Origin of the sequence: Spirillospora sp. CA-128828, from assembly GCF_050945415.1 — a bacterium.
Lineage (GTDB): Bacteria > Actinomycetota > Actinomycetes > Streptosporangiales > Streptosporangiaceae > Spirillospora.
Genome location: NZ_CP191986.1, coordinates 461,171 through 487,352 on the forward strand (window position 1 = coordinate 461,171; position 26,182 = coordinate 487,352).

A 26,182-nucleotide genomic window follows, 5' to 3' on the forward strand; every position below is an offset into this window, starting at 1 on the left:
AATATCTCCTTCTGGCCCGATGAGACGCCCAGAACTCTCGGATCATCCTCGTCCCTGGTTCCGGCCGAGACGCCGACGGCGAGTCGCGTGCTGGTCGGCCCGTTCAGCGGACTCGGTCGTAGACGAGTGCCAGCGTTCCGTGCTCGCCCGCGGCCTGGCTGACGAGTGTCCACTTCCCGGCGGGCAGGCCGTCGTCGAAGAGGCGCGGGCCGCCGCCGAGGAAGACCGGGAAGATGTTGAGCGCAAGCCGGTCGACCTGGTCGGCCGCCAGCAGCGCCTTGATGACGCTCGCGCTGGAGAGCACGAGGATGTCGCCGCCGTCGGTCGCCTTGAGGTCCGCGACCGCCTCGGTGGTCGGCTTGTCGACGATCGTCGTCCGCTCCCACGGCGCCTCGCCGAGGGTGGACGAAAGGACCACCTTGTCGCTGTCGACGAGCCACTTCGCGAAGCCCTCGTCGCGCGGGTCGGCACCCTCCATGCCGATGACGGTGGGCCAGAAACCGAGGAAGCCCTCGGCGTTGACCCGTCCGAGCAGGGCCGTCGTCGCCGTCTCCCAGAGGCCGGCCAGGTGGTCTCGGGCGACGTCGGTGATGGCGTACGGCATCACCCAGCTCATGTCCCGAGGGTCGTCCGGCCCTGCGTAGTGGCCGTCGAGGGAAAGGCTCATGTTGGTGACGACCCTGCGGCCGCCGGTCTGCTCGGTCATTTCGTGCTCCCTGTGTCGATGTCGTGCTCGGTGCTGTCGGAGATCGCGGCGAGGTTCGCCGCGAGCTTGTCGAGGCTCTGGCCGAAGCCGATCTCGATGCCCGCGATGAAGTCCGCGGAGTCGACCGTGCTACCGGTGATCCGGTAGCGGGCGTCGAGATCGGTTCCGGTGTCGGTGGGCCGGAGGACGAGGTCCACGTGGGCGGTGAAGGCGCGGCCGCCATCGGGAAGCAGCGGTGAGCTCTGGTAGGTGAGACGCTCGCCAGGGAGTGCGTCGTCGACGACTCCCTCCGCGCGTCCGGCGACCAGGTCGGAGCCGTCGGTGTCCTCGGCATCGCGGTACTCCAGGACGACCCGCCCGCCCGGTCGCGCCTCGAAGACGAGTTCGGAGACGCGGAGGTCGTCGGGCGTCCACCATCGGGCGAGCAGGGACGCCTCGGTCAGGTGGCGCCACACCACCTCGGGGCGTCCGGCCAGCGACCGGCGGAACCCGAACGAGCGGCCGTCGGCCCACCCCGCCTCCTCCGCGGCGAGCCGTTCCGCCTGGAGGCTGAGCCCGTAGCGGTCGTAGGTCTCGCGCGAGCCGCCGAGCCGGTCCGCGGTGTCGGCGAGCCGGCTGAGCGCGGCGGCCAGGTCCCGGAGGGGATCGGGCTGGAGCGCGTAGATGCGGCGCTGGCCGGCGCGCTGGGACGTGACGATGCCGGCGCGCTCAAGGGTCTGCAGGTGCTTGGTCGTCTGCGGCTGGCGTGCCCCGGTGAGCCGAGCGAGGACGCCGACCGAGCGGGGCCGCTCGGCCAACAGGCTCACGAGCCGCCACCGGGCCGGATCGGCCAGTGCGCTGAGGAGTGCGTCCATGCCGAGAAGTATTCACCAGCAAGAATATTCGTGTCAAGGAATACTTTGGAGCGGCTGCGACGGCCCCAGAACGGATCAAGGGGGTGAGGGGCGAAAGGCGGCGGGACGGACGCCGCGCGCCCGTCCCGCCGCCTTCCCTGTGGGTATCGATCAGGAGCGGAAGGCGTTGGCGTTCTCCGCGGACCACTGGGCGAAGCTGCGCGCGTGGCGGCCGGTGATCTCCTTGACGGTCGGGACCACGGTGTAGCCGGCCTCTGGCGTGTTGCCCAGCGCGTTGACGAGGAACTCGATGGTCTCCTCGCCCATGCCGTCGCCGCGCCACTTGGTGCGCGCCTGGTCCACGGTCAGCTCCACGAACCCTATGTCCGTGCCGATGGCCGCGCTCAGGATCGCGACCTTGTCCTTGAGCTTGATCGCTTCGGGGCCGGTGATGGTGAGGGTCTGGCCGCCGTGCCCGCCCTCGATCAGCACCGTGGCGGCCACGGCGGCGATGTCGCGCTCGTGTACCAGCGCGCTCAGCCGGTCACCGAACGGCTCCTTGATGACGCCCTCGGCCTTGATCGTCTGTGCCCACCAGCGCAGCGTGTTGGACATGAACTCGACCGGCTCGAGCAGCGTCCACTCGATGTCGGTGGCGGTGAGGGCCTGCTCCAGCTCGCCGTCCGCGCGCCCGCCGAGCACCGTGACCCGCCGTACGCCCGCCTCGGCGGCCAGCTTCACCAGGTCGGCGCCGTTGGGCAGGGGCGTGTAGTCGTCACCTGCGAAGTTGATCAGGTGTGCGGCCTCGACGCCGTCGAAGACACCGGTCAGTGAGTCGAGGTCGGCGAGGTCGCCGGCGACGACCTCGACACCCTCGGGGAAGGTGGCCTTGGCGGGGTTCCTGGTCAGGGCGCGAACCGGCTGCCCTGCCGCGCGGAGCTCCTCGACGACGAGACGGCCGACGGTCCCGGTGGCACCTGCGACGAGGAAGGTCATGATCGAACCCCTAACTATGTGGAACGGAACGTTCTGCTCTGACTATAACAGAACGGAACGCTTCATTCCACTATCGGAGGGAGTCGTCTGGCTGGTCGAGCGCCCGGCGTCCGGGTGATCTGCCGCGACCGCGCAGGCGCCTGCAGCGGTCACATTGGGTCTCTAGACGACTCGGGCGCATAGGACGCCCAGGCGGAAGTCGTCCCACCTCTTTGAGTCGCTGGGGCATTGGCTCTCGTAGTAGCCGGTGAACTGGAGGATGTAGTCGAACTCCCTTGGGACGGTGTTCTTGTTGCATCCCCACGAGGTCATCAGGCCGTGCCCGGTGATGGCCACCTTGCCCTCCTCGCTGCCCTTCTTGCCCAGGAAGCACTCGCCCTCCTTGAACTCCCGGCGCAGGCAGAGGTAGATCGTGTCTCCGTCGTACGTGGGGGACCGCCACCACGACTCTCCGTCGAGCGCCTCGGAGTCGCACGAACTGGCGTCCTCCTCCACTGCGGTCACCTTCACGTAGGCGTTGCTGCTGCCGCAGGAGACCGCGTTGGGTTCGTCCTCGCTCCATTCGGAGGAGTCGTAGGGGTCCTCGTACGCGTCCAGGCAGTCACCGGGCGAGATCGCGTCGAAGGCCTCATACGTCGGGTCCGGGGTCGGGGTCGGGCTCGGGGTGCTCGGGTCGTCGCCCGTGAGGCTGGTCGTCCCGCTCGTTGACGGCGTCTCGGTCGGGGTCGACGTGGCATTGGCGGTGTTCACCCCTTTGGAGCCGCTTTTGTCGGTGAGGGCGATGAGCAGGGCGATCAGCACGATGCCCACGACCCCGACCGCGACCGCGACGCCCGGCTTTGGCTGGGGACGCGGTTGCGGAGGCCGCGCCTGTGCGGGCGCCGGTCGCGGCCGCGGCGGGTCCTGCGGCGGGGGCGGGGCCTGTGGCGGGGGCGCCTGCCGCCCACCCGTGTCGGCCTCCTTCGCGAAGACCTCGGTCTCGGCCACCCGCGTCGCGATCATCCGGCTGACCTTCTTCGGCAGGGACATGCCCTCGTCCACGGTCAGCGCGGAGCAGCGGTCCAGGAACTCCCCGGCCGGCGGACGGTCGTCCGGGTCCTTCTCCAGGCCGGCCGCGATCAGAGGCAGCAATGACGCCGGGACGCCCGTCAGGTCCGGGTCCTCGTGGCGGACGCGGTAGCCGAGGGCATCGGGCGGCCCCTCCCCGAAGGGGTGGCGGCCGGTCGCCGCGAAGGCCAGCACGGCGGCCAGGCAGAACATGTCACTGGCCGGTCCGATGGCGCCGCCCACGTACTGTTCTGGCGACATGTACCCGGGCGTGCCCACGAGGGACATGCTCTGGGACGGGGCGTCCATCGCGCGGGCGATGCCGAAGTCGATGATCCGCGGGCCGTCCTGGGCCAGCAGGACGTTCCCCGGCTTGAGGTCACGGTGGATCACGTTCTGGTCGTGGACCGCCCGCAGCCCTTCGGCGAGCCCCGCACCGAGCGCCGCCACCGACACTTCGGGCAGCGGGCCGTTCTCGTCGACGGCGTCCTGCAACGAGGGGCCGGCGATGTACTCCGTCGCCAGCCACGGCGGGTCCGCGTCGGTGTCGGCGTCTATCACGTGCGCCGTGTAGAAGCCCCCGATGCGCCGGGCGGCCGCGACCTCCTTCGTGAACCGGCGGCGGAACACCGCGTTGTCCGCGAAATGCGGGTGGACGACCTTGACCGCGACCAGCCGGCGGCCCCGGGAGCGGCCCAGGTAGACCTGCCCCATCCCGCCGGCCCCCAGCCGTGCCAGCAGCCGGTACGGCCCGACCCGCGCCGGGTCACCGGCCCTGAGCGCTCTGAGTCCTGCGCCGGACATCCCACCTGCCTCAGGTCTGTCAAACAATGGCGTCTGTTTGACGAGAGCCTAGCGAGGGTGATCGTCCGGATCTGCGTCTTCGGACGCAGTCGCGCTACGTTCCCGGCTCGCCTGCGGCGGGCGGCAGCTGGATGTGCAGGGAGACCGTGCCGGTCAGATCGAGATAGGCGGCGTCCGGGGTGCGGACGAGGCGCAGCACGACGTGGTCGCAGCCGGGGCAGCGGGCGACCAGGCCGGGGGCCCGGTCGTAGACCCGCAGGGCGGCGACCGGGCCAGTCCGGCCGCAGTTGACGCAGCGGCCGGTGGCCGCCGTGACGTCCACGGCGAAGACCTCGCTCAGCGGGCCCGCGAGAGCGTTGCCGTCGAGGTGGTCGTGGTCTCCAGAGCGCACGGACATGTCAGCCTCCGGTCAGCCGAACCGTTCGGTCTTGATGCGGCGCGGGTCGTGGCCGCGGGCGAGCAGCAGGTCGGCGGCCGCCTCCACGAATCCCGTCGGCCCGCAGATGAAGCAGTCGACGTCCGTGGAGATGCCCTCCAGATCGGCGGGGGCCAGCCGGCCGGGTGGGCGCGGACAGCCGTCGGGGACCTTGCGGGTGAAGATGTGAGTGACGTCGACGCCCGGGTCGGGGTGCTGTAGCTCGTCGGCGTAGAACACGTCGGCGGGTGTGCGCGTGGAGTACAGCAGGCGGAACGGGGCGCCGCTCCCGGCCAGGCGGCGGGCGCGGATCATCGCCATCAGCGGCGCGATGCCGGAGCCGCCCGCGATCAGCAGGACGGCCCGTCCCGCATCGGGACGCCAGACGAACCAGCCGCCGACCGGGCCGCGGATCTCGACCGGGTCGCCGGGGCCGAGCACGTCGGTGAGGTAGGGGGAGACCTCACCGTCCGGAATCCACTGCACGGTCAGCTCCACCCGGCCAGGTGCGGAGAGGGAGTAGCTGCGCTGCGCGGTGTAGCCGTCGTCGGCGGTCAGCCGCACGTCGACGTGCTGACCGGCCAGATGCCCCGGCCAGTCCGGCACGTCGAAGACCAGCGTGCGGGCGGTCCCGGTCTCCCGGCGTGCTTCGGTGAGCCGCGCGACCCGCCATGTCAGTCGCCCTGGTAGCGCTGTTCTCGCCATGGGTCCCCGTAGTCGTGGTAGCCGGCGGTCTCCCAGAAGCCGGGCTCGTCCTGGGTGAGCAGGTCGATGCCGCGCACCCACTTCGCCGACTTCCAGAAGTAGAGGTGCGGCACCAGCAGCCGCGCCGGGCCCCCGTGCTCCGGCGCGAGATCGTCGCCGTTGTAGCGGTAGACGATCCAGGCCTGCCCGTCGAGCAGATCCTCAAGCGGCAGGTTGGTGGTGTATCCGCCATAGGAGGACACGAGTGCGAAATCTGCCGTGGTCTCCACGTCGGCCAGGAGGACGTCCAGCGAGACCCCCTGCCAGTCCGTGCCCAGCTTGGACCACTTGGTGACGCAGTGGATGTCCACGTGCGGTGTGTCGGACGGCAGTTCCAGCAGATCGCGCCAGGACCACCGGTGCTCGTGCCCGGTCTCGGTGGTGACGGTGAACTCCCAGTCGTCCGCCGATATGCGCGGAGTCGGGCCGGCCGACAGGACCGGGAAGTCCTCGGTCAGATACTGGCCGGGCGGCAGCTCGACGGCGGACTCGCGCCGCCGGCCGTGGAACCCGGGCGAGACGATCCCCATCACGGCCTCCTCTCGTATCGTGCTCCCCTTCCATCTTCCGTCATGCGGTCGCGGGGCCCGCGACCGGTGTCAGGGGCGTTGTTGCCCGTAGACGAGCGCGGGCCCGCCCTTGTAGTCGATCTCGCGGAGCAGGCGGTGGCCGATGCGCTCGGCGACCGACACCGAGCGCTGATTGCCGGGCCGGATGACGGAAATGATCTCTTCGGCGCCGAGTTCGGTGAAGCAGTAGGCGACGGTGGCGCGTGCGGCCTCGGTGGCGTAGCCCTTGCCCCAGTGCTCGCGGGCCAGGCACCAGCCGACGCCGAGGCCCGGGAACCCGTGCGGCCGCCAGGGGCCCGCTCGTCCAGCGAACCGTCCCGTCGCCCGTTCGACCACCGCCCAGTGCGAGTAGCCCCGGATCTCCCGGTGCCCGATGAACAGCGCCAGGCTCCGCCAGGCGTCGGCGGGCGATCGGCCGACGGGCTCGGCCAGCCCGCCCGCGACCTGCGGATCGGCCATCATCGCCGCGTAGTCGTCGAAGTCGTCGCCGGTCAGCGGGCGCAGGATCAGCCGCTCGGTCTCCACCACCGTCATGATCACAGTGTGCGGGAGCCCAGGTTCCCGTGCCCGGGCGGCGAGGTCAGCGACGGGCCAGGCGGCGCTCGTTCGGGCCGGCCTCGTAGGGGAGGTCGTAGTGGGTGAACACCTCGGATTCGGCCTCGGCGAACAGTTCGCCGTCGGTGTCGATCGAGGGCGCGTCCTTGACCTGTCTCTTCGTGTGCGCGACACGAAGGTGCTCCGGGCCGATCGTCGATCCTGCCAGCGGTGCGAAGACCAGCCGCTGCCGGGTCGGCAGGCCGACCTTGATCGTGGCGAAGGACGGGAGGTCGGTGTAGGTGTCGACGTAGATGGCCTCAAGCTCGCCGATCTTGCTCCCGGACTCGTCGATCACGTTCCGGCCCCGCCAGTCCCGGATGTCCTCGATTTCGAACATGTGTCCCGTCCAGCTGTAGGGTCACCATTGCATTTACCCAGCTCACGCCACCTATGCACGGCCTACGGGGGTGTGAAGGTGTGGGTCTGGCCTGGGGCGACATAGGTGGCCTGCTCGGAGAGGCCACGGCGTTCCAGTTCGCGGCGGAAGTCTTCCAAAGGCGAAGTGAAGACGGTGTAGTCGTCGTAGTGGACTGGGACCGCGTTCGCCGGACGGATCGTCTCGATGAGGTCGGCTCCCTGGCCGGCGTCCATCGTGACGAGGAGCCCGCCGGGCAGCTTGGTGCCGCCCAGATGGAGGACGGCGAGGTCAATGTCGCGGTAGCGGCGGGCGATCTGCTGGATGCCGTCGAACATCAGGGTGTCGCCCGTGATGTATAGGCGGAACTGCACGTCGCCGGTGGCGGGGCCGAACTCCAGAAGGCTGCCCATGACCGGAGGCAGCAGCAGACGTGCGGGGCCGGGCGCGTGCCGGCCCGGCAGGGACCTGATGCGCAGCACCGCCCCGTCCTTGACCATGGTGTGCGACTCCCAGGTGCGCAGGCCGATCGCGTGCCGGAAGCGGTGCCAGCCCTGGAGGCGGCGGGCCGCGTGCGGGGTGGTGATGATCGGCAGGCCCCGGTCGAGTTTCGCGCGGGCGACCCGGTCCCAGTGGTCGCCGTGCAGGTGGGACAGGACGACGGCGTCCAGCCGCGGAAGGTCGCCGACCTGAAGGGCGGGCTCGGTCAGCCGCCGGGACGTCAGCCCGTGCCCGAGATAGGCGCGCTGCCCGCGGTGCAGGAAGTTGGGGTCGGTCAGAAGCGTGAAAGGTCCGCAGCGCAGCAGCGTCGTTGCATTCCCGATGAATTGCAGTGTGACCTGGCGTAGCGCGAGTTCTGGTGCGGTTTTCATGGTCTGCCCCCTTCGCCCCGGCCAATGCCCCGCCTGTGCCAGCCGAACCATGAATGTGCAGGCCGGATGCATCGCATGGCGGCACGCATTGCTTCATAATTCGTGCATCACAAGTTGCGGCAATGGAGGCGAAACGGTGAGCGACATCGAGCAGGCTCCGCCCGGCGTGGACATCACCGTCCCCAGTCCGGCCCGGATGTACGACTACTTCCTCGGCGGCAAGGACAACTTCGAAGTCGACCGCACGGCCGCGGACAAGGTCGTCGCGAACATGCCGGAGGCCCAGGACGCGGCATGGGCGAACCGCGGCTTCCTGCAGCGTTCGGTGGGCTGGCTGGCCCGGCACGGTATCCGGCAGTTCATCGATGTCGGGGCGGGTCTGCCCACGATGAACAACACGCACGACGCGGCCCAGGCGGTGGCGCCCGACGCGCGGGTCCTGTACGCCGACAACGACCCGATGGTGCGGGTCCACGCGGAAAAGCTGCTGGCGGGCTCGTCCGGGACGGCCTTCATGACGGCCGACTTCCGCGACCCGGAGGGGCTGCTGGCGCACGAGGTCACCCGGGAGACGATCGACTTCACGAAACCGGTCGGGCTGCTGCTGGTGGCGCTGGTCCACTTCGTGCCCGATGAGGAGGACCCGTGGGGCCTCCTTCAGCGGTACCTCAGCCGGCTGGCGCCTGGCAGCTACGTGGCGTTGTCCGCCGGCACCGGCGACCGGCAGTCCGATCGGGCCGTCGGCACGCTCACGTCCGTGTACTCCAAGTCCTCGGCCAGCGTCCATCTGCGGACTCGGGCCGAGGTCGAGCGGTTCTTCACCGGACTGGAAATCGTCCCGCCGTGGAAGGGGGCGGCGGCGAAGGTCTGCTACATCGGTGAGTGGGGGGCCGAGGACCCTGACGCGGCCGATAGTGATGGGTCACGCTGGGCCTACTGTGCTGTAGCGAGGAAGCCAGAATGAAGAAACCATCGATCGAAGAACTGGGCGTCGACCCCGACGCCCTCGACTGGAAGCGCTCTCAGACGGACGAGGGCGGCATCGAGGTCGCGTTCGTCGGCGAGTGGACGCTGCTGCGCACGTCCGGAGACCTGATCTCGGTGTTCGACGAGCACGAGTGGGCCTGCTTCCTGGACGGTGTGAAGAAGGGCGAGTTCGACCAGGCGGCATCCTGATCCGGCAAGATCTGTGATTCACAAATTCGGAAGGCGTATGCTGATGCCGGCCGTATGTCAAGGGAGGTGGCTCCGATGAGCGAGGCGTACGGGGCCACCATTGCCAAGCTGGGGCTGGCGCGCCGGCTGCGGGACCTGCGCGTCGAGGCGGGATACACGGCCAACCAGGTCTGCGACCGGCTGAACTGGGGACGGGGCAAGGTCGGCCGGTTCGAGGCCAACAACTGGGTCCGTCCCGAACTCAGCGACATCCGCGATCTGGCGCGCATCTACGAGGGCAGCGACCTCGGGGAACTGGAGGAGCTGGCGACGCGCGCCCGGAAGCGGGCCTGGTGGCGCGACTACCCGGATGTCTTCCACAACGAGTTCCCCGGTTACGAGGGGGACGCGTCGAGCATCCGGGTGGTCATGCCGCTGGTACTGCCGGGCCTGCTGCAGACCCTGCCGTACATGCAGGCGCTGCTGTCGTCCGGGACGAAGTCGCCCGAGTGGCGGGAACAGGCGCTGCGGGCCCGGCTGCGGCGGCAGCAGATCCTGGACCGTGACGACGGGACGGCGCCGGAGCTCACCGCGCTGATCACCGAGGCGTCCCTCATGTACGAGTGGGGCGACCCCGGGGACCGCCGCGCCCAGTACCGGCACATGCTGACCATGGCCGCGCGCCCGAACGTCGAGCTGCGGCTGCTGCGTCTGTCGGACGGCCTGCATCCGGGCATGTCGACGCTGGTCAACATCTTCCGGTTCCCCGGTGGCGAGCCGTCCATGGTCTTCCTGGAGAACGACGCGGACATCCAGGAAATCGACACCCCCGGAAAAGTGGAGGCGTATGACGCGATCTTCGAACAGATCCGCCAGGCGGCGCTGAGCCCCGCCGACACCGCGGACCACCTGGAGAAACTCATCGCGACACTGGAGTAGGACGTATGGACCTCTCTCAGGCACGGTGGTTCAAGGCCACCGCCAGTGCGAGCAGCAACGGGGGATGTGTCGAGGTCGCCGACCTCAACACGGCGACCGGGCTGCGCGACAGCAGGACACCGGAGGCCGGGGCGCACGTCGTCGCCCGGTCCGTCTTCGCCTCGTTCCTCGACGATGTGCGGGCGGGCCGGTACGACCGCTGACCGGGCCGCACACAGGATCCCCCAGGGCTGCACCCCTGGGGGATCTTCATGTGTGCGGCCCTCTCTCAGGCGCCGTCCACGCTACAGCGCCGCCCTCGGGGCGGTCCCGTGTCCGCCGGTACACGTTTTCGGTACCCCGGGTGGATGAAGTTTGTACGCATTCGGGTGCCTCGGTGTACGTCTCATCTGTGAACGCATGATCCTTGCGATGTCGTGCGCCGAGAGGCCAGAAATGTGCGAAGCTTTGATCTGTGATTCACACATAGCGAGTCGCGAACCATCGAGGTTCATGTCGCGAATGTCTGAATCGCGACATGTCTCCGCAACCCCCGAGGGTGGGCGCCATGACGAAGGCCGCGACGATGTGCGGGATTCCCTGGAGGCTGGAGAACGGCGGCTGCGCGGCCCTGCCCCTGCCCGCCGACGACTCCATCGCGAGGGTCGCGCGCGCCCACGTCAAAGGACTGCTCCCCGCGCTCGGGCTCTCCATTCAGGACTCCGACGACATCACGCTCATGGTCAGCGAGCTGGCCACCAACGTCCTGCAGCACGCCACGCCCCGCGAAGGCGGCCCCAGCGCCGAACTCTGGGTCTACCAGCGCACGGACGGCCACGGGCGGGACGAGCTGGTCGTCAAGGCGTTCGACACCCTCCGCACCTGGCGCCACCGCCCGGACGAGACCGGCCCGATGCTCGAACACGGTCGCGGGCTGGAGATCATCGAACTGCTGACCAAGGGGCGGTGGGGGCACCACGCGTCCCGGTCCCGGCTGGCGGCGCCGGCCGTCCCGGGCAAGGCGACCTGGTTCGCCCTTCCGCTCCCGCACACCGTGCGCCGGCGCCACGTCTGGCGCGTGGACGGCCCCCACGCCACCAAAGACCTGCACGCGCTGCTCGTCCAGCGAGGCGTCATCCACCTCACGCCCAAGGACGAGTTCGGCATGACCGTCCTGTCCGGTCGCGGCGACGTGACCGTCTGGTGCGAGGCGGCGACGTTCCGCTGGTGCGTCCGCTCCGCGGAGGCCGGCCGCCTTCCGATCAGCGACATCACCGAGGCGTGCGAGCAACTCGTCCAGCTGTGCGAGTCGATGGACGACCCAGGAGCCGGCTGACTCCCGCTGGCGTCGCGTGGCCCGTCGGGGGGGCGGGCCACGCGACGCCGGGCCCGGCCGCTGACGAGACGGCCGTTTCCTTCGTCCACATCCGGACGGCCGGGCCGTGAGCTTGCCGGGTCTCGGTGAGGGAGGACTGTCCTTTGCGAGCCCTCTCCAAGGGGCTCCCGCGTCGCATGCGCGGACGAAGCAAAGGCAAAGGACGGATCATGTCAAACGAAACTCCCTGTCGGCGCTCGGTGAAGGCCGAGGCGGCAGGCGTGGTGGAGGCCGTGGTGGCAGCCGCGGTGACCACCTACACGACCGAGTACTTCGCGTTCGTCAACTTCGTGACCGAGGATGGGCCGAAGACCTTCGCGGAGACGGTGCACCTCGACACGAAACTGAGGGCCACGGAGCGGTGCCGCGCAGTGGTCTCGGCGATCCCGGAATGCTCCGGGATGGGGGCGGTCGCGTTCTGCTCCGTGGAGCCCAACCGGCTCAGCAGGGCGGGCGAAGCGATCGAAGCCCTCGTGTTCGCGATGTACGTGACCGAGGACGTGAAGGACGCGACCGAGGACAAGGGGATCAGGTTCTACAACGACCTGTCCACCAACTCGGGTTCGGCCCTCAAAGAAACGGTCCCGGGACGGGCTTCGAGGACGGACGCCCCCGGCGGCGTGACCCGAGAGATGCTCTACCAGGGCTTCCTCTCAGGCGTGTCCGACAAGATCAAGACGGTCTCCAACTTCTTGATCGTCCCCAGCCAGATCTAGACCAGCGAAGCGAGACGGCCGCTGAGTCGGCCGGTGCTGGTTCCTGAACAACCCACCCATTCGGTCGTGAGGCCATGGGATGCGTGCCGTATCCAGGCGCGCCGACACAGGGGCCCGGCGCACGCCGGGCCCCACCTTCATGTACCGGGTGGCTCACCTTTGGGGGTGAGGGGGCGTATGGCTAACGCGGTGGATGTGCGGTCGGTGCGCCGGTTCCTATCGTTCGGTCCATGATCACGAGAAGTACGGCGTTCCTGTGTGCGGTGGCGGTGGTTCTGGCCCTGGCGGGGACGGCTGCGGCCGGCCCGGCGGAGGCGGCCGGGCATGGTGGGCTGCGGGCGGTGGTGGAGCGGCTCACCGGGCCGGACGGGGCGCCGGGGGCGCTCGCGGAGGTCGACGATCGGCACGGCCGGCAGGTGGCGACCGGTGGCGTCGCCGACATTCGCACGGGGGCGCCGGTCGATCCGCGCAGCCGGTTCCGGATCGGCAGCCTGACCAAGCCGTTCACCGCCACCGTGGTGCTCCAGCTCGTCGGCGAGGGGCGGATCGAGCTGGACGCCCCGGTGGAGCGGTACCTGCCGGGGGTGGTGCGCGGGGCCGACAACGACGGGCGGGAGATCACCGTCCGCCAGCTGCTGCAGCACACCAGCGGGCTGCCGGACGTTCTGAAGTTCCTGACCCCGATGGACATCCTCAGGGACCCGCTCCGGCACTGGGAGGCGCGTGAGCTGGTCGACATCGCTCTGCAGCACCCCCGGAACTTCATTCCGGGCGAGAAATGGGGCTATTCCAACACCAACTACCTGGTGGCCGGAATGATCATCGAGCGGGTGACGGGGCGTCCCTACGGGCAGGAGATCCGGCGGCGGGTGCTCGTTCCGCTCGGGCTGCACGACACCTTCGTGCCGAGCGACGCGCCCGGCATTCCCGGGCCGCACCCGCGGGGATACGTGCGGCCGGAGTCCGATCTGGTGGACGTCACCCGTCTCAACCCGACCGTCGGCGGCGCCGCGGGCGGAATGATCTCCAGCGCCTCGGACCTCAATCGCTTTCTGGGGGCGCTGCTGCGCGGACGCCTGCTGAGGCCGGCGCAACTGCGGGAAATGCTGCGCGCCCGTCCGACGGGACGCGCATCAGGATCCAAGTACGGCTTGGGGCTGGAGTGGCTGCCGGCCAAGGATCTGCCCGCCTGCGGCGACGGATTCTGGGGGCACGACGGCGACATGCTCGGCTTCAGCGCCCGCACGGGAGCGACCAAGGACGGAAGGCAGGCCACCGTCATGGTCAACCTCAACCCGGGCGGCGGGCCGGCCCTGGACGACGCCATGGACGATGCCCTCCCCATGGCCCTGTGCGGCAGATGATTCATGATGTGCGGGTGAGGAAGTCGTATGTCGTGACCGGAGGCGGACGGGGGATCGGGCGGTCGGTGGTCGAGCGCCTGACGGCGGACGGCGGACGTGTCGTCGTGATCGAACTCGACCCGGCCGTTCTCGAATGGACGCATGACCACCCGGACATAACCGCGGTCGCCGGAAGCGCCGCCGATGAGAGCGTCGCCGAGCGTGCGGCCAATGCGGCGCAGGAAGCGGGAGATCTCGCCGGGTGGGTCAACAACGCGGCCGTTTTCCGGGACGTCGTGAACCCGTCCGCCCGTGAGCTTCTGGATCTGGTCGCGCTGAACTTCGATCCGGCCGTGGTCGGCTGTGTGACCGCGGTCCGCCGTTTCCTGGACGCCGGAGCGGGTGGCGCCATCGTCAATGTCTCGTCCCATCAGGCGCAGCGTCCGGTGCGCGGCTCGCTGCCCTATGCGACGGCGAAGGCCGCGGTCGAGGGGCTGAGCCGCGCACTGGCCGTCGATTACGGCCCGCACGGCATACGGACGAATGTCGTCGCGCTCGGCTCGATCACCACCGCCCGGTACGAGACCTTTCTCGAAAACCAGCCCCGGGAAGAGGCGGCGCGAATAGAGAAGGAAATGCGATCGCTTCACCCGCTGGGCCGTGTCGGGCGTCCGGACGAGGTGGCCGCCGCCGTCGCCTATCTGCTCTCGGACGAGGCGAGTTTCGTCAACGGGGCCGTGGTCCCGGTCGACGGTGGGCGCCACGCGGTCGGCCGCGACCCCGAGGAGCTCTGACGACCCCGTGTTTTCCCGGATGACCTGGGCAAACGCGGATAGTTGGACGCGTGGTTCCGGCCCCCGGTTGGCGTCGAGCCCAAACATGGCCAGAAACCTCTATTGATCAGTGAATACCGGTACATCTAGGGATCCGTTCGACCAGGAGGGATCCACAGGGGTGAAGAAGCTTCTCGTCACGGGGGCCGTCGCGATCGCGGCGGCGGGAGCCGGAGTGCTGGTGGCGACGCCTGCCGAGGCCGCGAGCCCGGTCCAGATCTACCGGGTGTACTACAACTCGCCCGGCAGCGACACGGGCTCGAACAAATCGCTGAACGCCGAATGGGTGCAGCTTTTCAACACGTCGAGATCGTCGAAGAGCTTGAAGGGCGTCAAGCTCCGCGACAAGACCGGATACACATTTACTTTCGGCTCCTTCACCTTGAAGGGCCGCAAGTCGGTCTACATCCATACCGGCAGGGGCTCCAGCACCGCGACGCACCGTTATTGGGGCAAGAAGTGGTACGTCTGGAACAACACCGGCGACACCGCTTACCTGCTCTACGCGAGCGGCCGGGTGGCTGACAAGTGCTCGTGGGGTCGGACGGGTTCCTCGAAGTACTGCTGACCGGCGACGACCTGCCCGGCCGCGCGGGTCGGGCAGGTCCACCGGCCGGTCAGCGGCCGGCGGGTTCCCACCAGCGCAGGTTGGCGGCCGCCTGGTCCACCGGCTCGATGATCTCCCACGCCTCGGCGATCAGCCCGTCCTCGCCGACCCGCAGGATGTCGACGACCGCGATCTCCGGGCCGCCGCCCGGAAGCCGGCGCTGCGAGTGCACCACCACGTGATCACCGTCGCCGAGCACATGCCGGACGTCCACCCGCATTCCGGCGAGCGGGCCGAGCGCCGCGCGCACGGCGGCGAGCCATTCCTCCTTGGTCGACGAGGTCGAGTCGGGCCTGTGATGGACGAAGTCGTCGCTCAGGTACGGCTCGATCGCGTCGACGCCGCCCGCCCCGATCAGCTCCGCCAGTGCCCGTTGGACGAGGTCCTTGTTGTCTCCGGTCATGTTCGCAGTGTTTCCGCGGTCGCGATGGTTGTCGATGAAATGGCATGTCATGGCGTCCAGGGCCACGATGAGTACCCTCGGTGATCGTGAACACGGTCGGGGAGATGCTGAGGGAGTGGCGGCACCGCCGCCGGCTCAGCCAGCTGGATCTGGCGATCGCCGCCGACGTGTCGGCGCGTCACGTCAGCCTGGTCGAGACCGGCAAGTCCAATCCGAGCGCCGACATGGTCCTCCGGCTCGCGGACCAGCTGGACGTGCCGCTGCGTGATCGCAACCGGCTGCTGCTCGCCGCCGGCTTCGCGCCCCGGTACCCCGAGCGGCCGCTCGACGGCGACGCGCTGTCGGCGGCCCGCGGCGCGGTCGAGCGGGTGCTCCGGGCGCACGAGCCGTACCCTGCGCTGGTCTTCGACCGCCGATGGAACATCCTGATGACCAATCGCGCCGTCGACCCGTTCTTCGCGGACGTCGACCCGGACCTGCTGCGGCCGCCGCTGAACCTGGTGCGCCTGGGGCTGGACCCGCGCGGGCTCGCTTCCCTGGTCGTCAACCTGGCCGACGTGCGCGCGATGTTCCGCACCCGGATCACGCGCCAGCTCGCCACCGCGCCCGACCCCGAGCTCACGGCGCTCTACGAGGAACTGCTGGCGCCCGGATCGGAGGACACGGCGGACCGCTCGATCGAGTCCGACGTCGCGATCCCGATGATCATTCGCATCGGCGGACGGGAGCTGCGGCTGTTCTCGACCATCACCACGTTCGGAACCCCCATGGACATCACCCTGGACGAGGTGGCGATCGAGTCGTACTACCCGGCCGACGCCGAGAGCGCCGCCTACTTCACGGCGTCCGACGGCACTTCCTGAGCGCCGTCCTGGACGCCCGCCGGAGGTGGTGGTCTCGTCAGATCGTGCCTGCGGCTTCCAGACCGGCGATGTCCGCGGGAGTCAGGCCGAGTCGTTCGTAGATCTCGGTGTTGTGCTCGCCGAGGGCCGGGCCGAGCGTGCGGACCCCGCCCGGTGTGTCCGACAGCTTCGGGAAGACGTTGTGCATCGGGAAATCGCCGAAGTCGGGATGGGTCAGCCGGATGATCGCCTCGCGCGCCTTGTAGTGCGGGTCGGCGAGCATGTCCTTGGCACGGTACGTGAGCCCGGCGGGGATGCCGTTCTCGTGGAGCAGGCCGAGAAGCGGCGCCGAGTCCTGGCCGGCGGTCCAGGCCGCGATGAGGTCGTCCAGTTCCTCCGCATTGGCGCCGCGCGCGCCGTGCGTGGCGTAACGCTCGTCGTCTCCCAGTTCGGGACGTCCCATGAGCGCGGCCAGGCGGCGCCAGATCGTGTCCCGGTTCGCGGCGATGAGGACGGGCCCGTCCTTCGTCGGGTAGACGTTGCTGGGCGCGACGTTCGGCAGCACCGACCCGGTGCGTTCCCGCTGGTAACCGGCGATCTCCCACTCCGGGACGAGTGACTCCATCATCGCCAGGACCGCCTCGTACAGTGCCGAGTCGACGATCTGGCCGCGTCCCGTCCGATGACGGGCGTGCAACCCGACGAGGGTGCCGAGGGCGGCGAACGTGCCGGCCAGCTCGTCCCCGAGGGAGATGCCCGCGCGGGACGGCGGCCTGTCCGGATCGCCGGTGACGTACCGGATGCCGCCCATGGCCTCGCCGATCGAGCCGAACCCGGCGCGCGGCGCGTACGGGCCGTCCTGCCCGTATCCGGTGACGCGCGTGATGATCAGCCTCGGGTTCTCGGCCCGCAGGTCGTCCGGCGCGAGACCCCAGCGTTCCAGCGTCCCGGGACGGAAGTTCTCCACCAGGACGTCGGCCTGGGCGATGACGCGCCGGGCGAGCGCCTGACCGTCCGGCGTGCGCAGGTTCAGCGTCACCGACTTCTTGTTGCGCGCGAGGATCGGCCACCACAGCGACATGCCGTGCGGCTTCTCCCGGCCCCACTCGCGCATCGGGTCCCCGGTGCCCGGCGGTTCGATCTTGACGACCTCGGCGCCGAAGTCGCCGAGGAGCTGGCCGCAGAAGGGCCCGGCCAGCAGTTGCCCCATCTCGACGACCCGCAGGTCGCCGAGCGCGGCGACGCCATCGTTCCCTTGCCGGGTGCTCATCGTTCTCCTCGCAGGCTCGCCACTGCGGCGTGGATGTGGGCACGCATCACCGACTCGGCCCAGGCGGGGGCGCCGGCGGCGAGCGCGGCGACGAGTTCGCGATGGTGGTTCATGCTCCGTGACATCTCGTCCGCGTCGTAGCGGCGGAACGTCCCGACGATCAGCGGGGCGTGCATGACGGACGTCAGCATGGCGGGCAGCCGCCGGTTTCCGGACGCCTCGATGACCGCCGCGTGGAACGCGGAGTTGAGCCGTGCGACCCGCCTGGGATCGCCCGCCGAGGCGGCCTGCTCCATCGCGTCGCAGCGTTCGTGCAGGTCGTCGAGGACCTCCTGGCCGGGCGCACGGCTCGCCGCCCGCGCTGCGGCGTAGGGCTCCAGCAGCGCCCGCAGCTCGAAGATCTCCTCGATGTCCGCGCGCGTCCACTGGACGACCCGGGCGCCGCGATGCGGCAGAACCTCCACCAGGCCGTCCGAGCCGAGCCGCTGCAGCGCCTCGCGCACCGGCGTGCGCGACAGCCCGAGCGTCTCCGCGAGCTCGGCCTCCCCGAGCCGGCTGCCCGCCTCCGCCGCGCCCGAAAGGATCATCTGCCGGACGGCATCGTACGCCGTGTCGGTGGCGCGCCCCATCGTCCCTCCCTGGCGGTGATTGCATGCAATATAGTCCCCAAAGGGTGCATCAAGGGCATAGGGAGGATGTTTTGCATACAATGATCCTGGAGGTCGGGCCGCGTGACGGCCTGCAGAACGAGGATCGCGTGCTCTCACCCGAGGACAAGATCGCCTTCATCACGCGGTGTGTGGACGCGGGTGCCCGCCGCGTCGAGGCGGTCTCCTTCGTCGACCCGAGGCGCGTCCCGCAGATGGCGGGCGCCGAGGAGGTCATGGCCGGAGTGCCCCGCCGCGAAGGCGTCTCCTACAGCGGGCTCGTCCTCAATCGCCGCGGCCTGGACCGCGCGCTGGAAGTGGGCGTGGACGAGATCAACGTCGCCGTTCCGGCCTCCGACACCTTCTGCGCCCGCAACCAGGGCTGCACGACGTCCGACATGCTCGACGCCTGGGACGACATCGCCGCGGCGGCCACCGACGCCGGCGTCCCCATCGGAATGACGATCGCGACCGCCTTCGGCTGCCCCTTCGAGGGCGACACCCCGCCCGCCCGCGTCGCCGAGATCGCCCGCCGCGCCGCCGATGCCGGGGCCTTCGAGGTGGGGCTGGCCGACACGATCGGCGTCGGCGTCCCGGCGGAGGTCCGCGACCTGTCCCGCCGCACCCGCGAGGCGGCCCCCGGCACACCGCTGCGCTTCCACTTCCACAACACGCGGAACACCGGCTACGCCAACGCTCTCACCGCGCTGGACGAAGGAGCCGTGACCCTGGACGCGAGCGCCGGCGGTTTCGGCGGCTGTCCCTTCGCTCCCGCCGCCACCGGCAACATCGCCACCGAAGACCTTCTCTACGCCCTCCACCGCACCGGCGTGGAAACGGGCGTCGACCTGGAGCGCATGGCGGAAACGGGCACGTGGCTGGCCGGCCTTCTGGGTAGACCGGCCCCCGCACTTCTCGGGCGTGCGGGCGCGTTCTAGGGCCCGTGGAACGCCTCGCGCTCCCATTCATGCCGTTCCTGCGTGTGCAGCCGCCAGTAGTGCTCGGCGATGTCGTCCGGGTCGAAGTCCGTCCCCGGCTCGACCGCGCCCGCAACGGTGACGCTCGCGACATGCACCCCGGACGGCCCGTACTCCTGGTCGAGCAGCTCGACCAGCGTTCGGACACCCGCCTTGCCCAGCGACAGGCTGACGTACCGGCGCTTCGGCACCGGCATTCCACCGGTGATGAGGAACGTTCCACGGCCCCGTTCCGCCATCGCGGGCGCGACATGGGCGGCCGCCGTGATCGCACCGACCACGTTGACGGCCCAGGCGTCCATATGGCCCTGGACCGACAGCTCTCCCGGCGCGTCGGGCCGGATGAGCGCCGCGTTGTAGACGACGACGTCCGGCGTACCGAACTTGCCGGTGACCTCGTCCAGCGCGGAACGCAGCGCGACCTCGTCGGTGGCGTCGGCCGTCCCCGCGACCACGGGCACCCCCTCGACCGCTTCGGCCGCCGCCCGAACCGTCCCCTCGGTCCGCGCGATGAGCCCGACCGGCAGCCCCTCCCGGGCGAACCGGCGGGCCACCGCCCGCCCGATCCCCGGACCGACCCCGATGATCAACGCGCCTGCCATCCCCGGCCTCCTTCGCTCGGGGACGACGCTACGCCTTCACATCGATGTGAGGGTCAAGGGTCAGTTCAGGTCGAACTTGACCTTCTGCCCGTCGATCGAGGTGACCTTGATCATGACGGGCCCGACCTGGGAGCTTTCCCCGTTGCCGATCGTGGTGGGCGCCGACCCGCCGGCCGAGACGGTCATGCCCTGAGCGTTGATCTGCGAGACCGTGACGTCGACGTCGTCGACCTCCACGGTCTGACCGGCACCGCTCACCGTCACATGGCATTTCCCGTTGACGCAGCTGTGCGAGTTGCTCTGGCAGCCGGTGACCAGCAACACCCCGCCGAGCGCGAGCACCGAGAGAACCGGAACCGAACGCTTCACCATTACCCCCTGATTGAGCGATTTTGGGGGATTTGATGCATCGGCCCGCCCTTCGGTTCCCCGTGAAACGCGCGCCGGCGTCAGGCGGGCAGCGAGAGGTGACGGGGGTTGGCGACGGTGAGCTTGTCGGTCACCGAGGCGCGCACGGCGGTCACGACCTCGTCCATGCGGTCGTCCAGGACGCCGTCGCGGATGGCTTTCGCCAGGTCGGTGTCGGTTTCGCAGCCGAGGCTCTTCAGCCGGGTCCGGTGGGCGATCTTGTGGGTCTCGCCTAGAAGGAGTTCCCGCCGCGCGATGCGAAGGGCGGAGGCGGCGACGCGGGCATGGAAGCGTAGGCGGTCGTCAGGCTGTTCGGCTTCCGCCAGAAAGGCGCCCACGGCGTCTATGAGCGTGTGCGCGTCCGGCCTGTCGTGAGGGGACGTATCGGGGGTCTCCGCGTTCTCCAGTGGGTCTTGGACGAGCGTGGGTTCGGTCAGGTCCATGGCCAGGAGAAGATCGTGTTCCTGTTCGCAGACCCTGCGGCCTAGGACCGCGTACTCGATCGAGAGGTCGGCTCCGCTCAGATAGCGCTCGGCCTGGTGGCGGCACAGGATCGTCCAGCGAAGCGTGCCGTAGACCTCCCACCAGTGGAGCTCTTCCGGCGTGGGCGGGGTACCGCCTGCGGCGGCATAGCCGGCGAGGAGCTCTTCGCGTGGGCCGAAGCCGCCGACGGGATGGGGAGAGCCGAAGCGCCATGCCTTGACGCACAGCCAGCCGAGGTCTTCGGCGGGGTCGCCGAGGTGGGCGAGTTCCCAGTCGAGGACGCCGGTCACGCCGCTGGGCGCGATCATCAGGTTGCCGTTGCGGAAATCGCCGTGGACGACCGTCCGGCGACCCGGCGGCGGGCGGTGGTCGGCCAGCCAGCGCAGCGTGAGCTCGACCGCGGGGCGGGCCTCGAACGCCGAATAGTGCGCGGTGAGCGCGGTCAGCGGGTCGTCGCCGGGGAGACCGGGGCCCGGCGACATCGTGTGCAGGCGGGCCAGGATGCCGCCCAGTTCGCGGGCCAGGCCGGGACGTTCCGTCCGCAGGATGCGGCGGGGGATCGTCTCCCCGGACAGCCGCTCCATGATCATGTAAGGCGAACCGGCCAGGTCATCGCCGTGGTCGACCAGGCGCGGGACGGGGACGCCGGCATTCGCGGCGGAGGCGAGCAGCCCGGCCTCGCGGGCCATCGCGGCCGGGTCGGGGGACGCGGGCGGGTCGCGGCGCAGGATCAGGGCGCGGCCGCCGGCGTCGAACGACCAGGTCTCCCGGCTCGCGCCGCCCGACAGGCGGCGGAGCCCGGTGACGGCCGCGCCCACCCGGTCGGCGAGCGCTCGCTCCAGGGTGTTCGGTTCCACGGGTCTCCTTCGTCAGGACTGCAGGCCGAGGGCGCGCACGCTCAGAGCATCCAGAGTCTCCAGGAGGCGCTCGGTGCCCGGGGGATCGTCGCCCTGGACGAGCCACAGGTACAGGGAGTGGTCGACCATCGCGCCGAGGACGCGGGCGGTCATCTCCGGGTCGAGGTCGGACGGGACGAGCCCCTCGCGCTGCCATCGGGTGATCGCCCGTGCGGAACGTCCCACCGCCGCGGCCCGGTGCTTGCGCCGCAACCCCTGGAACTCCTCGTTGAAGGTCGCGACCTGCTCGATGATCGCCATCATCTTCGCGTTGCGCCGGTACGCCTCGTAGTAGGCGCGGTTGGCGCGGCGGACGCGGTCCGCGGGGGACGGGCCGGCGGACGGGACGAGGTCGTGGTGCGTCATCTCCTGGAACAGCCGGTCGGCGACCTCCAGGAACACCGCTTCCTTGGACGGGAAGTAGGTGTAGAAGGACCCGTAGGCGACGCCCGCGTGCCGGGTGATGTGGGCGACGCGGGTCTTCAGGAAGCCGCGCTCCTCGAACACCTCGCGGGCGGCGGCGACGAGGCGCTCCCTGGTCCGCGCGCCGCGCTCGGTGAGCGGCCGCCCGCCGGGATCGTCGCCGCTCCGCATCGCCGTGGTCCCCTTCGCCGGCGGTTGACAACCGGATGTGCGCAGGAACAGTATCCGAGCCTCGGGCAAGTTGATATGACTGTCAAGTCACCTCTTGACGCCGCCGACCGGGCCGTCCGGAAGGAAAAGCATGCCGCGACTGCGTGAGGTTCCCCGCGCCGAAGTCACCGACGAGCGCATCCTCTTCTTCTACGACCACCTCTTCGCCCCCGACCGCGACCCGGCGGCCGACCACGGCACCGCGACCGGGTCGCCCGGCGACTGGTGGACCGTGTTCGCCCAGTCCCCGGACGTGTTCCGGCACGCCGTCCGCGGTTTCGCGCTGTACCGGAACGCCGAGCTCGACCCCGTCCTGCGCGAGCTCGGCCAGTGCCGTGCGGGCTGGGCGCGCGGCAGCCAGTTCGTCTTCTCGCAGCACTGCAAGCAGATGCGGGCGCTCGGCATGGCCGAGGAGAAGATCGAAGCGATTCCGCACTGGCAGACGGCCGACTGCTACTCGCCGCTGGAACGGGCCGTCCTCGCCTACACCGACTGCCTCGTCCTGGACGGCGGCCGCGTCCCCGACGCCGTCTTCGAGGTGCTGAAGAAGCACCTCCCTGACAAGGAGATCCTTCAGCTCACCTACATCACCTGCATGTACGACATGCACGCGACGATGTCCCGCGCGCTGCGGCTGGAGTTCGACGACCGTCCCGAGCCGGTCGTCGAGGTCGCGGCGCCCGAGGGCTACGGCACCCGCGACATCGCCGCCGACCTGACCGGGGAGGGCTGATGCTCTTCCCCGTGCCCGACCGCGTCCGGGACGTCCGGGACGCCGTCCACACGTTCATGACCGAACGCGTCGAACCGGCCGAGCCCGAGCTCAACGCCGGCGACCGCGAGAAACTCCGGCAACTCCGCCGGGAGGCCAAGGACGGGGGGCTCTGGGCGCTCGGCCACCCCGCCGAGCTGGGCGGCGGCGGCATGCCCTTCCTCGACTACGTCTACGTCAACGAGGTGCAGGGGCGCAGCGAATGGGGCCAGCTCGCCCTCGGCACGTTCACGCTCCAGGACTCGCTCATGCTGCACAGGTACGCGAGCCCCCGCTGGCGTGAGCGGTACCTGGCGCCCATGGTCGCGGGTGAGGTCTCGCCGAGTTTCGCCATGACCGAGCCCGCCTACGCCGGCTCCGACCCGACCCAGCTGCGGACGAAGGCCGTCCTGGACGGCGACCACTGGGTCATCAGCGGCCGCAAGTGGTTCACCACGGGCGCCGCCGACGCCGCCTACACCACCGTCATGTGCCGCACCGAGCCCGAGGGGACCGCTCCGCACCGCTCCTTCAGCATGATCGTCGTCCCGACGGACACGCCCGGGTACCGGATCGTCCGGGAGACGCCCGTCCTCGGCCTGAACGGCGGCCACTACGAGGTCGCCTACGACGACGTCCGCGTCCCCGCCGACAACCTGCTCGGCCCGCGCGGGCACGGCTTCGTCATCGCCCAGGAACGGCTCGGCCCCGGCCGCATCTTCCACTGCATGCGCTGGCTCGGCCAGGCTCAGCGCGCCTTCGAGCTGATGTGCGCCCGGCTCGGGACCCGCGTCGCGTTCGGCGAGCCGCTCTCGGCGAAGCAACTGATGCAGCAGCACGTCTTCGACTCCTACACCGAGATCCAGGCGGCCCGCCTGCTCACCCTCCAGGCCGCCGAGCAGATCGACGCGGGCGACCAAAGCCTTGGGGCGAATGCACGCATCGAGATCGGCGCGATCAAGGTCGTCGGCGCCCGCATGCTGCACAACGTCATCGACCGGGCCATCCAGGTCCACGGCGCCGCCGGTCTCACCGACGACCTCCCCCTTTCCCGCATGTACCGCCACGCCCGCGAGGGGCGCATCTACGACGGCCCTGACGAGGTCCACATCCAGAGCACCGCCCGCCGGATCCTGAAGGCGATGGCATGAGCACGTCGCGCTGATCACCTCAGAGGATGGGTGGTGCGGGGGCGTCGCGCGGCGAGGCGTGCGGCGCGGCGCAGGGCGGTGTCCTTGGGATACACCTCGCGTCCGAGGCTCGGCCGGGCCGGACGGCGTGCGCAGAACTCGCAGCCGGGATCACCGCAGGCGTCCTCGCGCCACTCATCGCAGTAGGGGCACAGCGCCGCGTCGAAGGGTTCCGAATACGCCTGACGGCGACCGCAGCGGGCGCACATTCCGGGCCAGTGCTCGTCCTTCGCCATCTCAGGGCTGGAGCAGGAACAGTTTCCGGTCGACGCGGTCGAGGGCTCCGCCGCGGCCGAAGACCAGGCCGGTGGCGAAGTCGACGAGGCGTTTGGCGTCCCCGTCGGGTAGATCCGTCAGGTCCATGAGCACGGGCACGCCCTTGCGGAAGAAGTGCCCGACGTACAGGACCTCGTTGTAGTTCTGAGGACGCAACGACTTGACCACCATCCCAGTCTGCCCGTCCCCCTCACCGGGTCAAATGACCCACGCCATGTAAAGCGCTCTCCGCCGAACGCGAAAGACGTCAAGAGCACTTGACGTCAAGAGAACCTGACGCCCATGCTCGGAGCATGGTCACTCCAGATGGGATCGAACGGGACATCACGCTGACGAGCGCGGCAGCGCGGTACGACGACCTGTGGGTCCGGGACGCGGTCGGGGAATCACCTCTCGGACGCGCGGAGGTGCTGGAGATGCTCGCGCTCGGAGAGGTGATCGCGCGTAAGGCGGTGTACGGACGCCAGCTGGCCGTGCGGTCGGCGCGGCGGGCCGGGGCGTCGTGGGCGCAGATCGGCGCGGCGATCGGGGTCAGCAAGCAGGCCGCGTGGGAGGCGCACGGCAAGTGGATCGACGACCAGGCCGAACAACACCGCCAAAGCGACTACCAGGGCCTGGACGAGGAACAGGTGGAAACCCTGCGCAGACTCGCCGGCCACGCCGACGAATAGCCCCGCCGGTCACGGCCCCGAAGAAGGAGAGAATGCAGTAAACATCCCTGGCTTGAGTTTCCCTTGGGGAGCGAGGGGAAATCTGGCTGCTAGAGGGAACGGAGGCGATTGGCATGGAGGTCGTTCTCGAAATGACCCTGCCGAGGAACGCCGAGAGTGCTCCGCTGGTGCGGCACACTCTCGACGCCTCCCTCCGCGGGCTCGGGGTGGGATCCGAGATCCGTGCCGATATCGCGCTCGCGCTGAGTGAGGCGTGCGCGAACGTCATCCAGCATGCCGCGGCCGGAATGGAGTACGAGGTACGGGCGCGGATGGATGGGGCGAGATGCGTCGTGGACGTCATCGACGGGGGCACGGACGACGCGGTGGACGGGGTCACCGGGTGGGAGGGCGCGCCTGCGCCGCCGCTGGCCGAGAGCGGGCGCGGACTGCAGTTGATGCGGGCGTTCACGGAGGAACTGCATATCGCGGGCCGGGTGCACCGGAACGGCTCGATCGTGCATTTCGAGAAATCGCTGGCGAGCTGACGGCCCGGCGGGCGATTGCCCGCCGGGCCGCGTATCGGGGACGGGTCAGCCCGTGACGGGAAGGTCGTGCTCGACCGGCTTCGGCGCGGGCGCCTCGGACGGGCCCCGCGGCGGCGCGGCGGCGCGGCCGCAGGTCGCGGACGCGATCCGGATCGCGCCCTTGCCGCCGGGCAGGGTCAGCTCGATGGCGGTGACGGCGAGCCGGCCGTCCGCCGTGCGCTGCTGCTTGTTGAGGACCAGGGCCGTCCGGCCGAGGCCGTCCACGTCGACCGGGACGGTGGTGTTGGGCGGCGGCGAGGAGTCGAGCCGCTTCCCGGCGAGGACGGCGCGGGCGAGGTGCGCGGAGCCCTGCCCGCCGACGCACTTGGCGGTGACGGCGCTCGCCAGCAGCCGGGCGGCGGGGACGGACAGGCGCGCGACGGACGAGCGGGCGCGCGCGGCGGAGGCGCTGACGTCCAGCGTGGACGCCTTGACCAGCTTGGTGTGGTCCTCGCGCAGCAGGCTCTTGCTGACCGTGCCCGTGCTGGACGAGACGGCGGGCACGGGCGGGACGGCGATCGGGCCGGTGACCGTCAGCCCGTACGCGGAGCCCTCGCTCCCGGGCGTGGCGGCGAGTGCGGGGGTGGCGGCCGCGGCGAGGCCGCCGGCCAGCAGGCCCGCCGTGGCGAGCCGCCTGATGACATGGGTGTGACGCATGGACGTACTCCGATTCTCGTGAGAT

The 26,182-nt window shown here is 70.1% G+C and carries 35 protein-coding genes; 15 read left to right on the forward strand and 20 right to left on the reverse strand.

Features of this window, described 5'->3' with window-relative positions; all coding sequences use genetic code 11:
• Positions 1 to 103 precede the first annotated feature (103 nt).
• The 10 genes from ACQPXG_RS02520 to ACQPXG_RS02565 form a co-directional block, all read right to left on the reverse strand.
• Positions 104 to 706, reverse strand: coding sequence for a dihydrofolate reductase family protein (locus tag ACQPXG_RS02520; RefSeq protein ID WP_433465965.1), 603 nt, complete (start codon positions 704 to 706; stop codon positions 104 to 106).
• Complete coding sequence (locus ACQPXG_RS02525) at positions 703 to 1,560, reverse strand: metalloregulator ArsR/SmtB family transcription factor (RefSeq protein ID WP_433465966.1); 858 nt, start codon at positions 1,558 to 1,560, stop codon at positions 703 to 705. Before ACQPXG_RS02525 ends, ACQPXG_RS02520 begins: the two co-directional genes overlap by 4 nt.
• A 150-nt stretch (positions 1,561 to 1,710) precedes the next feature.
• Positions 1,711 to 2,535, reverse strand: coding sequence for an NAD(P)H-binding protein (locus ACQPXG_RS02530; protein ID WP_433465967.1), 825 nt, complete (start codon positions 2,533 to 2,535; stop codon positions 1,711 to 1,713).
• Positions 2,536 to 2,697: 162 nt separating this feature from the next.
• Entirely contained in the window at positions 2,698 to 4,386 is a 1,689-nt protein-coding gene (locus ACQPXG_RS02535) for a serine/threonine-protein kinase (protein ID WP_433465968.1), read from the reverse strand.
• Positions 4,387 to 4,480: 94 nt separating this feature from the next.
• The gene (locus ACQPXG_RS02540) at positions 4,481 to 4,783 is read right to left on the reverse strand and encodes a DUF6510 family protein (RefSeq protein WP_433465969.1); all 303 of its coding nucleotides are present in this window, start codon (positions 4,781 to 4,783) and stop codon (positions 4,481 to 4,483) included.
• Between the two features lie 12 nt (positions 4,784 to 4,795).
• Positions 4,796 to 5,506 (reverse strand): ferredoxin reductase, encoded by a 711-nt coding sequence (locus ACQPXG_RS02545; RefSeq protein WP_433465970.1) that lies wholly within the window; start codon positions 5,504 to 5,506, stop codon positions 4,796 to 4,798.
• Complete coding sequence (locus tag ACQPXG_RS02550; RefSeq protein WP_433465971.1) at positions 5,476 to 6,075, reverse strand: sulfite oxidase-like oxidoreductase; 600 nt, start codon at positions 6,073 to 6,075, stop codon at positions 5,476 to 5,478. Before ACQPXG_RS02550 ends, ACQPXG_RS02545 begins: the two co-directional genes overlap by 31 nt.
• Positions 6,076 to 6,144: 69 nt before the next feature.
• Positions 6,145 to 6,648, reverse strand: coding sequence for a GNAT family N-acetyltransferase (locus ACQPXG_RS02555; protein WP_433465972.1), 504 nt, complete (start codon positions 6,646 to 6,648; stop codon positions 6,145 to 6,147).
• 46 nt (positions 6,649 to 6,694) lie between these two features.
• Complete coding sequence (locus ACQPXG_RS02560; protein WP_433465973.1) at positions 6,695 to 7,048, reverse strand: PRC-barrel domain-containing protein; 354 nt, start codon at positions 7,046 to 7,048, stop codon at positions 6,695 to 6,697.
• A 62-nt stretch (positions 7,049 to 7,110) separates the two neighbouring features.
• Positions 7,111 to 7,938, reverse strand: coding sequence for an MBL fold metallo-hydrolase (locus tag ACQPXG_RS02565; protein ID WP_433465974.1), 828 nt, complete (start codon positions 7,936 to 7,938; stop codon positions 7,111 to 7,113).
• Between the two features lie 136 nt (positions 7,939 to 8,074).
• Between ACQPXG_RS02565 and ACQPXG_RS02570 the strand changes: the two genes are divergently transcribed.
• From ACQPXG_RS02570 to ACQPXG_RS02610, 9 genes are all read left to right on the forward strand, one after another.
• The gene (locus ACQPXG_RS02570; protein WP_433465975.1) at positions 8,075 to 8,902 is read left to right on the forward strand and encodes an SAM-dependent methyltransferase; all 828 of its coding nucleotides are present in this window, start codon (positions 8,075 to 8,077) and stop codon (positions 8,900 to 8,902) included.
• The gene (locus tag ACQPXG_RS02575; RefSeq protein ID WP_433465976.1) at positions 8,899 to 9,114 is read left to right on the forward strand and encodes a DUF397 domain-containing protein; all 216 of its coding nucleotides are present in this window, start codon (positions 8,899 to 8,901) and stop codon (positions 9,112 to 9,114) included. The genes ACQPXG_RS02570 and ACQPXG_RS02575 overlap by 4 nt, the downstream gene beginning before the upstream one ends.
• Before the next feature lie 75 nt (positions 9,115 to 9,189).
• On the forward strand, positions 9,190 to 10,032 hold the full coding sequence (locus ACQPXG_RS02580) for a helix-turn-helix domain-containing protein (RefSeq protein ID WP_433465977.1): 843 nt from the start codon (positions 9,190 to 9,192) through the stop codon (positions 10,030 to 10,032).
• A 5-nt stretch (positions 10,033 to 10,037) separates the two neighbouring features.
• A complete protein-coding gene (locus tag ACQPXG_RS02585; RefSeq protein WP_433465978.1) occupies positions 10,038 to 10,235 on the forward strand; it encodes a DUF397 domain-containing protein in 198 nt (65 codons plus the stop codon).
• Positions 10,236 to 10,579: 344 nt separating this feature from the next.
• Complete coding sequence (locus tag ACQPXG_RS02590) at positions 10,580 to 11,347, forward strand: ATP-binding protein (RefSeq protein ID WP_433465979.1); 768 nt, start codon at positions 10,580 to 10,582, stop codon at positions 11,345 to 11,347.
• 209 nt (positions 11,348 to 11,556) lie between these two features.
• Positions 11,557 to 12,102 carry a hypothetical protein gene (locus tag ACQPXG_RS02595; protein ID WP_433465980.1) on the forward strand — a complete coding sequence of 182 codons (546 nt, stop codon included), beginning with the start codon at positions 11,557 to 11,559 and terminating at the stop codon, positions 12,100 to 12,102.
• 230 nt (positions 12,103 to 12,332) lie between these two features.
• On the forward strand, positions 12,333 to 13,466 hold the full coding sequence (locus ACQPXG_RS02600) for a serine hydrolase domain-containing protein (RefSeq protein ID WP_433465981.1): 1,134 nt from the start codon (positions 12,333 to 12,335) through the stop codon (positions 13,464 to 13,466).
• Positions 13,463 to 14,239 (forward strand): SDR family NAD(P)-dependent oxidoreductase, encoded by a 777-nt coding sequence (locus ACQPXG_RS02605; protein WP_433465982.1) that lies wholly within the window; start codon positions 13,463 to 13,465, stop codon positions 14,237 to 14,239. The genes ACQPXG_RS02600 and ACQPXG_RS02605 overlap by 4 nt, the downstream gene beginning before the upstream one ends.
• 160 nt (positions 14,240 to 14,399) lie before the next feature.
• Positions 14,400 to 14,846 (forward strand): lamin tail domain-containing protein, encoded by a 447-nt coding sequence (locus tag ACQPXG_RS02610; RefSeq protein ID WP_433465983.1) that lies wholly within the window; start codon positions 14,400 to 14,402, stop codon positions 14,844 to 14,846.
• 49 nt (positions 14,847 to 14,895) lie between these two features.
• On the opposite strand, the gene ACQPXG_RS02615 is transcribed toward ACQPXG_RS02610, so the two are convergent.
• Positions 14,896 to 15,288, reverse strand: coding sequence for a nuclear transport factor 2 family protein (locus ACQPXG_RS02615; protein WP_433465984.1), 393 nt, complete (start codon positions 15,286 to 15,288; stop codon positions 14,896 to 14,898).
• An 86-nt stretch (positions 15,289 to 15,374) separates the two neighbouring features.
• Between ACQPXG_RS02615 and ACQPXG_RS02620 the strand changes: the two genes are divergently transcribed.
• Positions 15,375 to 16,151, forward strand: coding sequence for a helix-turn-helix domain-containing protein (locus ACQPXG_RS02620; RefSeq protein WP_433465985.1), 777 nt, complete (start codon positions 15,375 to 15,377; stop codon positions 16,149 to 16,151).
• A 37-nt stretch (positions 16,152 to 16,188) separates the two neighbouring features.
• Here the strand turns inward: ACQPXG_RS02620 and ACQPXG_RS02625 are convergent, their stop codons facing one another.
• Together ACQPXG_RS02625 and ACQPXG_RS02630 are read right to left on the reverse strand one after the other, a co-directional pair.
• The gene (locus tag ACQPXG_RS02625; protein WP_433465986.1) at positions 16,189 to 17,400 is read right to left on the reverse strand and encodes a CaiB/BaiF CoA transferase family protein; all 1,212 of its coding nucleotides are present in this window, start codon (positions 17,398 to 17,400) and stop codon (positions 16,189 to 16,191) included.
• The gene (locus tag ACQPXG_RS02630) at positions 17,397 to 18,029 is read right to left on the reverse strand and encodes a GntR family transcriptional regulator (RefSeq protein ID WP_433465987.1); all 633 of its coding nucleotides are present in this window, start codon (positions 18,027 to 18,029) and stop codon (positions 17,397 to 17,399) included. The genes ACQPXG_RS02625 and ACQPXG_RS02630 overlap by 4 nt, the downstream gene beginning before the upstream one ends.
• 80 nt (positions 18,030 to 18,109) lie before the next feature.
• Between ACQPXG_RS02630 and ACQPXG_RS02635 the strand changes: the two genes are divergently transcribed.
• A complete protein-coding gene (locus tag ACQPXG_RS02635; protein ID WP_433465988.1) occupies positions 18,110 to 18,985 on the forward strand; it encodes a hydroxymethylglutaryl-CoA lyase in 876 nt (291 codons plus the stop codon).
• Here the strand turns inward: ACQPXG_RS02635 and ACQPXG_RS02640 are convergent.
• The 4 genes from ACQPXG_RS02640 to ACQPXG_RS02655 all read right to left on the reverse strand — a co-directional run bounded on the left by ACQPXG_RS02640 (position 18,982) and on the right by ACQPXG_RS02655 (position 22,007).
• A complete protein-coding gene (locus ACQPXG_RS02640; protein ID WP_433465989.1) occupies positions 18,982 to 19,626 on the reverse strand; it encodes an SDR family NAD(P)-dependent oxidoreductase in 645 nt (214 codons plus the stop codon). The two genes, ACQPXG_RS02635 and ACQPXG_RS02640, sit on opposite strands and share 4 nt — an antisense overlap.
• A gap of 60 nt (positions 19,627 to 19,686) precedes the next feature.
• Positions 19,687 to 19,998 (reverse strand): hypothetical protein, encoded by a 312-nt coding sequence (locus tag ACQPXG_RS02645; protein ID WP_433465990.1) that lies wholly within the window; start codon positions 19,996 to 19,998, stop codon positions 19,687 to 19,689.
• 77 nt (positions 19,999 to 20,075) lie between these two features.
• Complete coding sequence (locus ACQPXG_RS02650) at positions 20,076 to 21,374, reverse strand: phosphotransferase family protein (protein WP_433465991.1); 1,299 nt, start codon at positions 21,372 to 21,374, stop codon at positions 20,076 to 20,078.
• 12 nt (positions 21,375 to 21,386) lie between these two features.
• Positions 21,387 to 22,007 carry a TetR/AcrR family transcriptional regulator gene (locus tag ACQPXG_RS02655; RefSeq protein WP_433465992.1) on the reverse strand — a complete coding sequence of 207 codons (621 nt, stop codon included), beginning with the start codon at positions 22,005 to 22,007 and terminating at the stop codon, positions 21,387 to 21,389.
• A 130-nt stretch (positions 22,008 to 22,137) separates the two neighbouring features.
• On the opposite strand from ACQPXG_RS02655, the gene ACQPXG_RS02660 reads away from it, so the two are divergent.
• Both ACQPXG_RS02660 and ACQPXG_RS02665 read left to right on the forward strand, forming a co-directional pair.
• Positions 22,138 to 22,779, forward strand: a complete 642-nt coding sequence (locus ACQPXG_RS02660; RefSeq protein ID WP_433465993.1) for a carboxymuconolactone decarboxylase family protein — start codon at positions 22,138 to 22,140, stop codon at positions 22,777 to 22,779.
• On the forward strand, positions 22,779 to 23,948 hold the full coding sequence (locus ACQPXG_RS02665) for an acyl-CoA dehydrogenase family protein (RefSeq protein WP_433465994.1): 1,170 nt from the start codon (positions 22,779 to 22,781) through the stop codon (positions 23,946 to 23,948). Before ACQPXG_RS02660 ends, ACQPXG_RS02665 begins: the two co-directional genes overlap by 1 nt.
• A 14-nt stretch (positions 23,949 to 23,962) precedes the next feature.
• Here ACQPXG_RS02665 and ACQPXG_RS02670 read toward each other — a convergent pair whose 3' ends face one another.
• Both ACQPXG_RS02670 and sepF read right to left on the reverse strand, forming a co-directional pair.
• Positions 23,963 to 24,223, reverse strand: a complete 261-nt coding sequence (locus tag ACQPXG_RS02670; protein ID WP_433465995.1) for a hypothetical protein — start codon at positions 24,221 to 24,223, stop codon at positions 23,963 to 23,965.
• A gap of 1 nt (position 24,224) precedes the next feature.
• Positions 24,225 to 24,434, reverse strand: a complete 210-nt coding sequence (sepF, locus tag ACQPXG_RS02675) for a cell division protein SepF (RefSeq protein WP_433465996.1) — start codon at positions 24,432 to 24,434, stop codon at positions 24,225 to 24,227.
• A gap of 122 nt (positions 24,435 to 24,556) precedes the next feature.
• Between sepF and ACQPXG_RS02680 the strand changes: the two genes are divergently transcribed.
• Both ACQPXG_RS02680 and ACQPXG_RS02685 read left to right on the forward strand, forming a co-directional pair.
• Complete coding sequence (locus ACQPXG_RS02680) at positions 24,557 to 24,934, forward strand: hypothetical protein (RefSeq protein ID WP_433465997.1); 378 nt, start codon at positions 24,557 to 24,559, stop codon at positions 24,932 to 24,934.
• A gap of 113 nt (positions 24,935 to 25,047) precedes the next feature.
• The gene (locus tag ACQPXG_RS02685) at positions 25,048 to 25,461 is read left to right on the forward strand and encodes an ATP-binding protein (protein ID WP_433465998.1); all 414 of its coding nucleotides are present in this window, start codon (positions 25,048 to 25,050) and stop codon (positions 25,459 to 25,461) included.
• A gap of 45 nt (positions 25,462 to 25,506) precedes the next feature.
• On the opposite strand, the gene ACQPXG_RS02690 is transcribed toward ACQPXG_RS02685, so the two are convergent.
• Complete coding sequence (locus ACQPXG_RS02690) at positions 25,507 to 26,157, reverse strand: choice-of-anchor P family protein (protein WP_433465999.1); 651 nt, start codon at positions 26,155 to 26,157, stop codon at positions 25,507 to 25,509.
• Between the last annotated feature and the right edge of the window lie 25 nt (positions 26,158 to 26,182).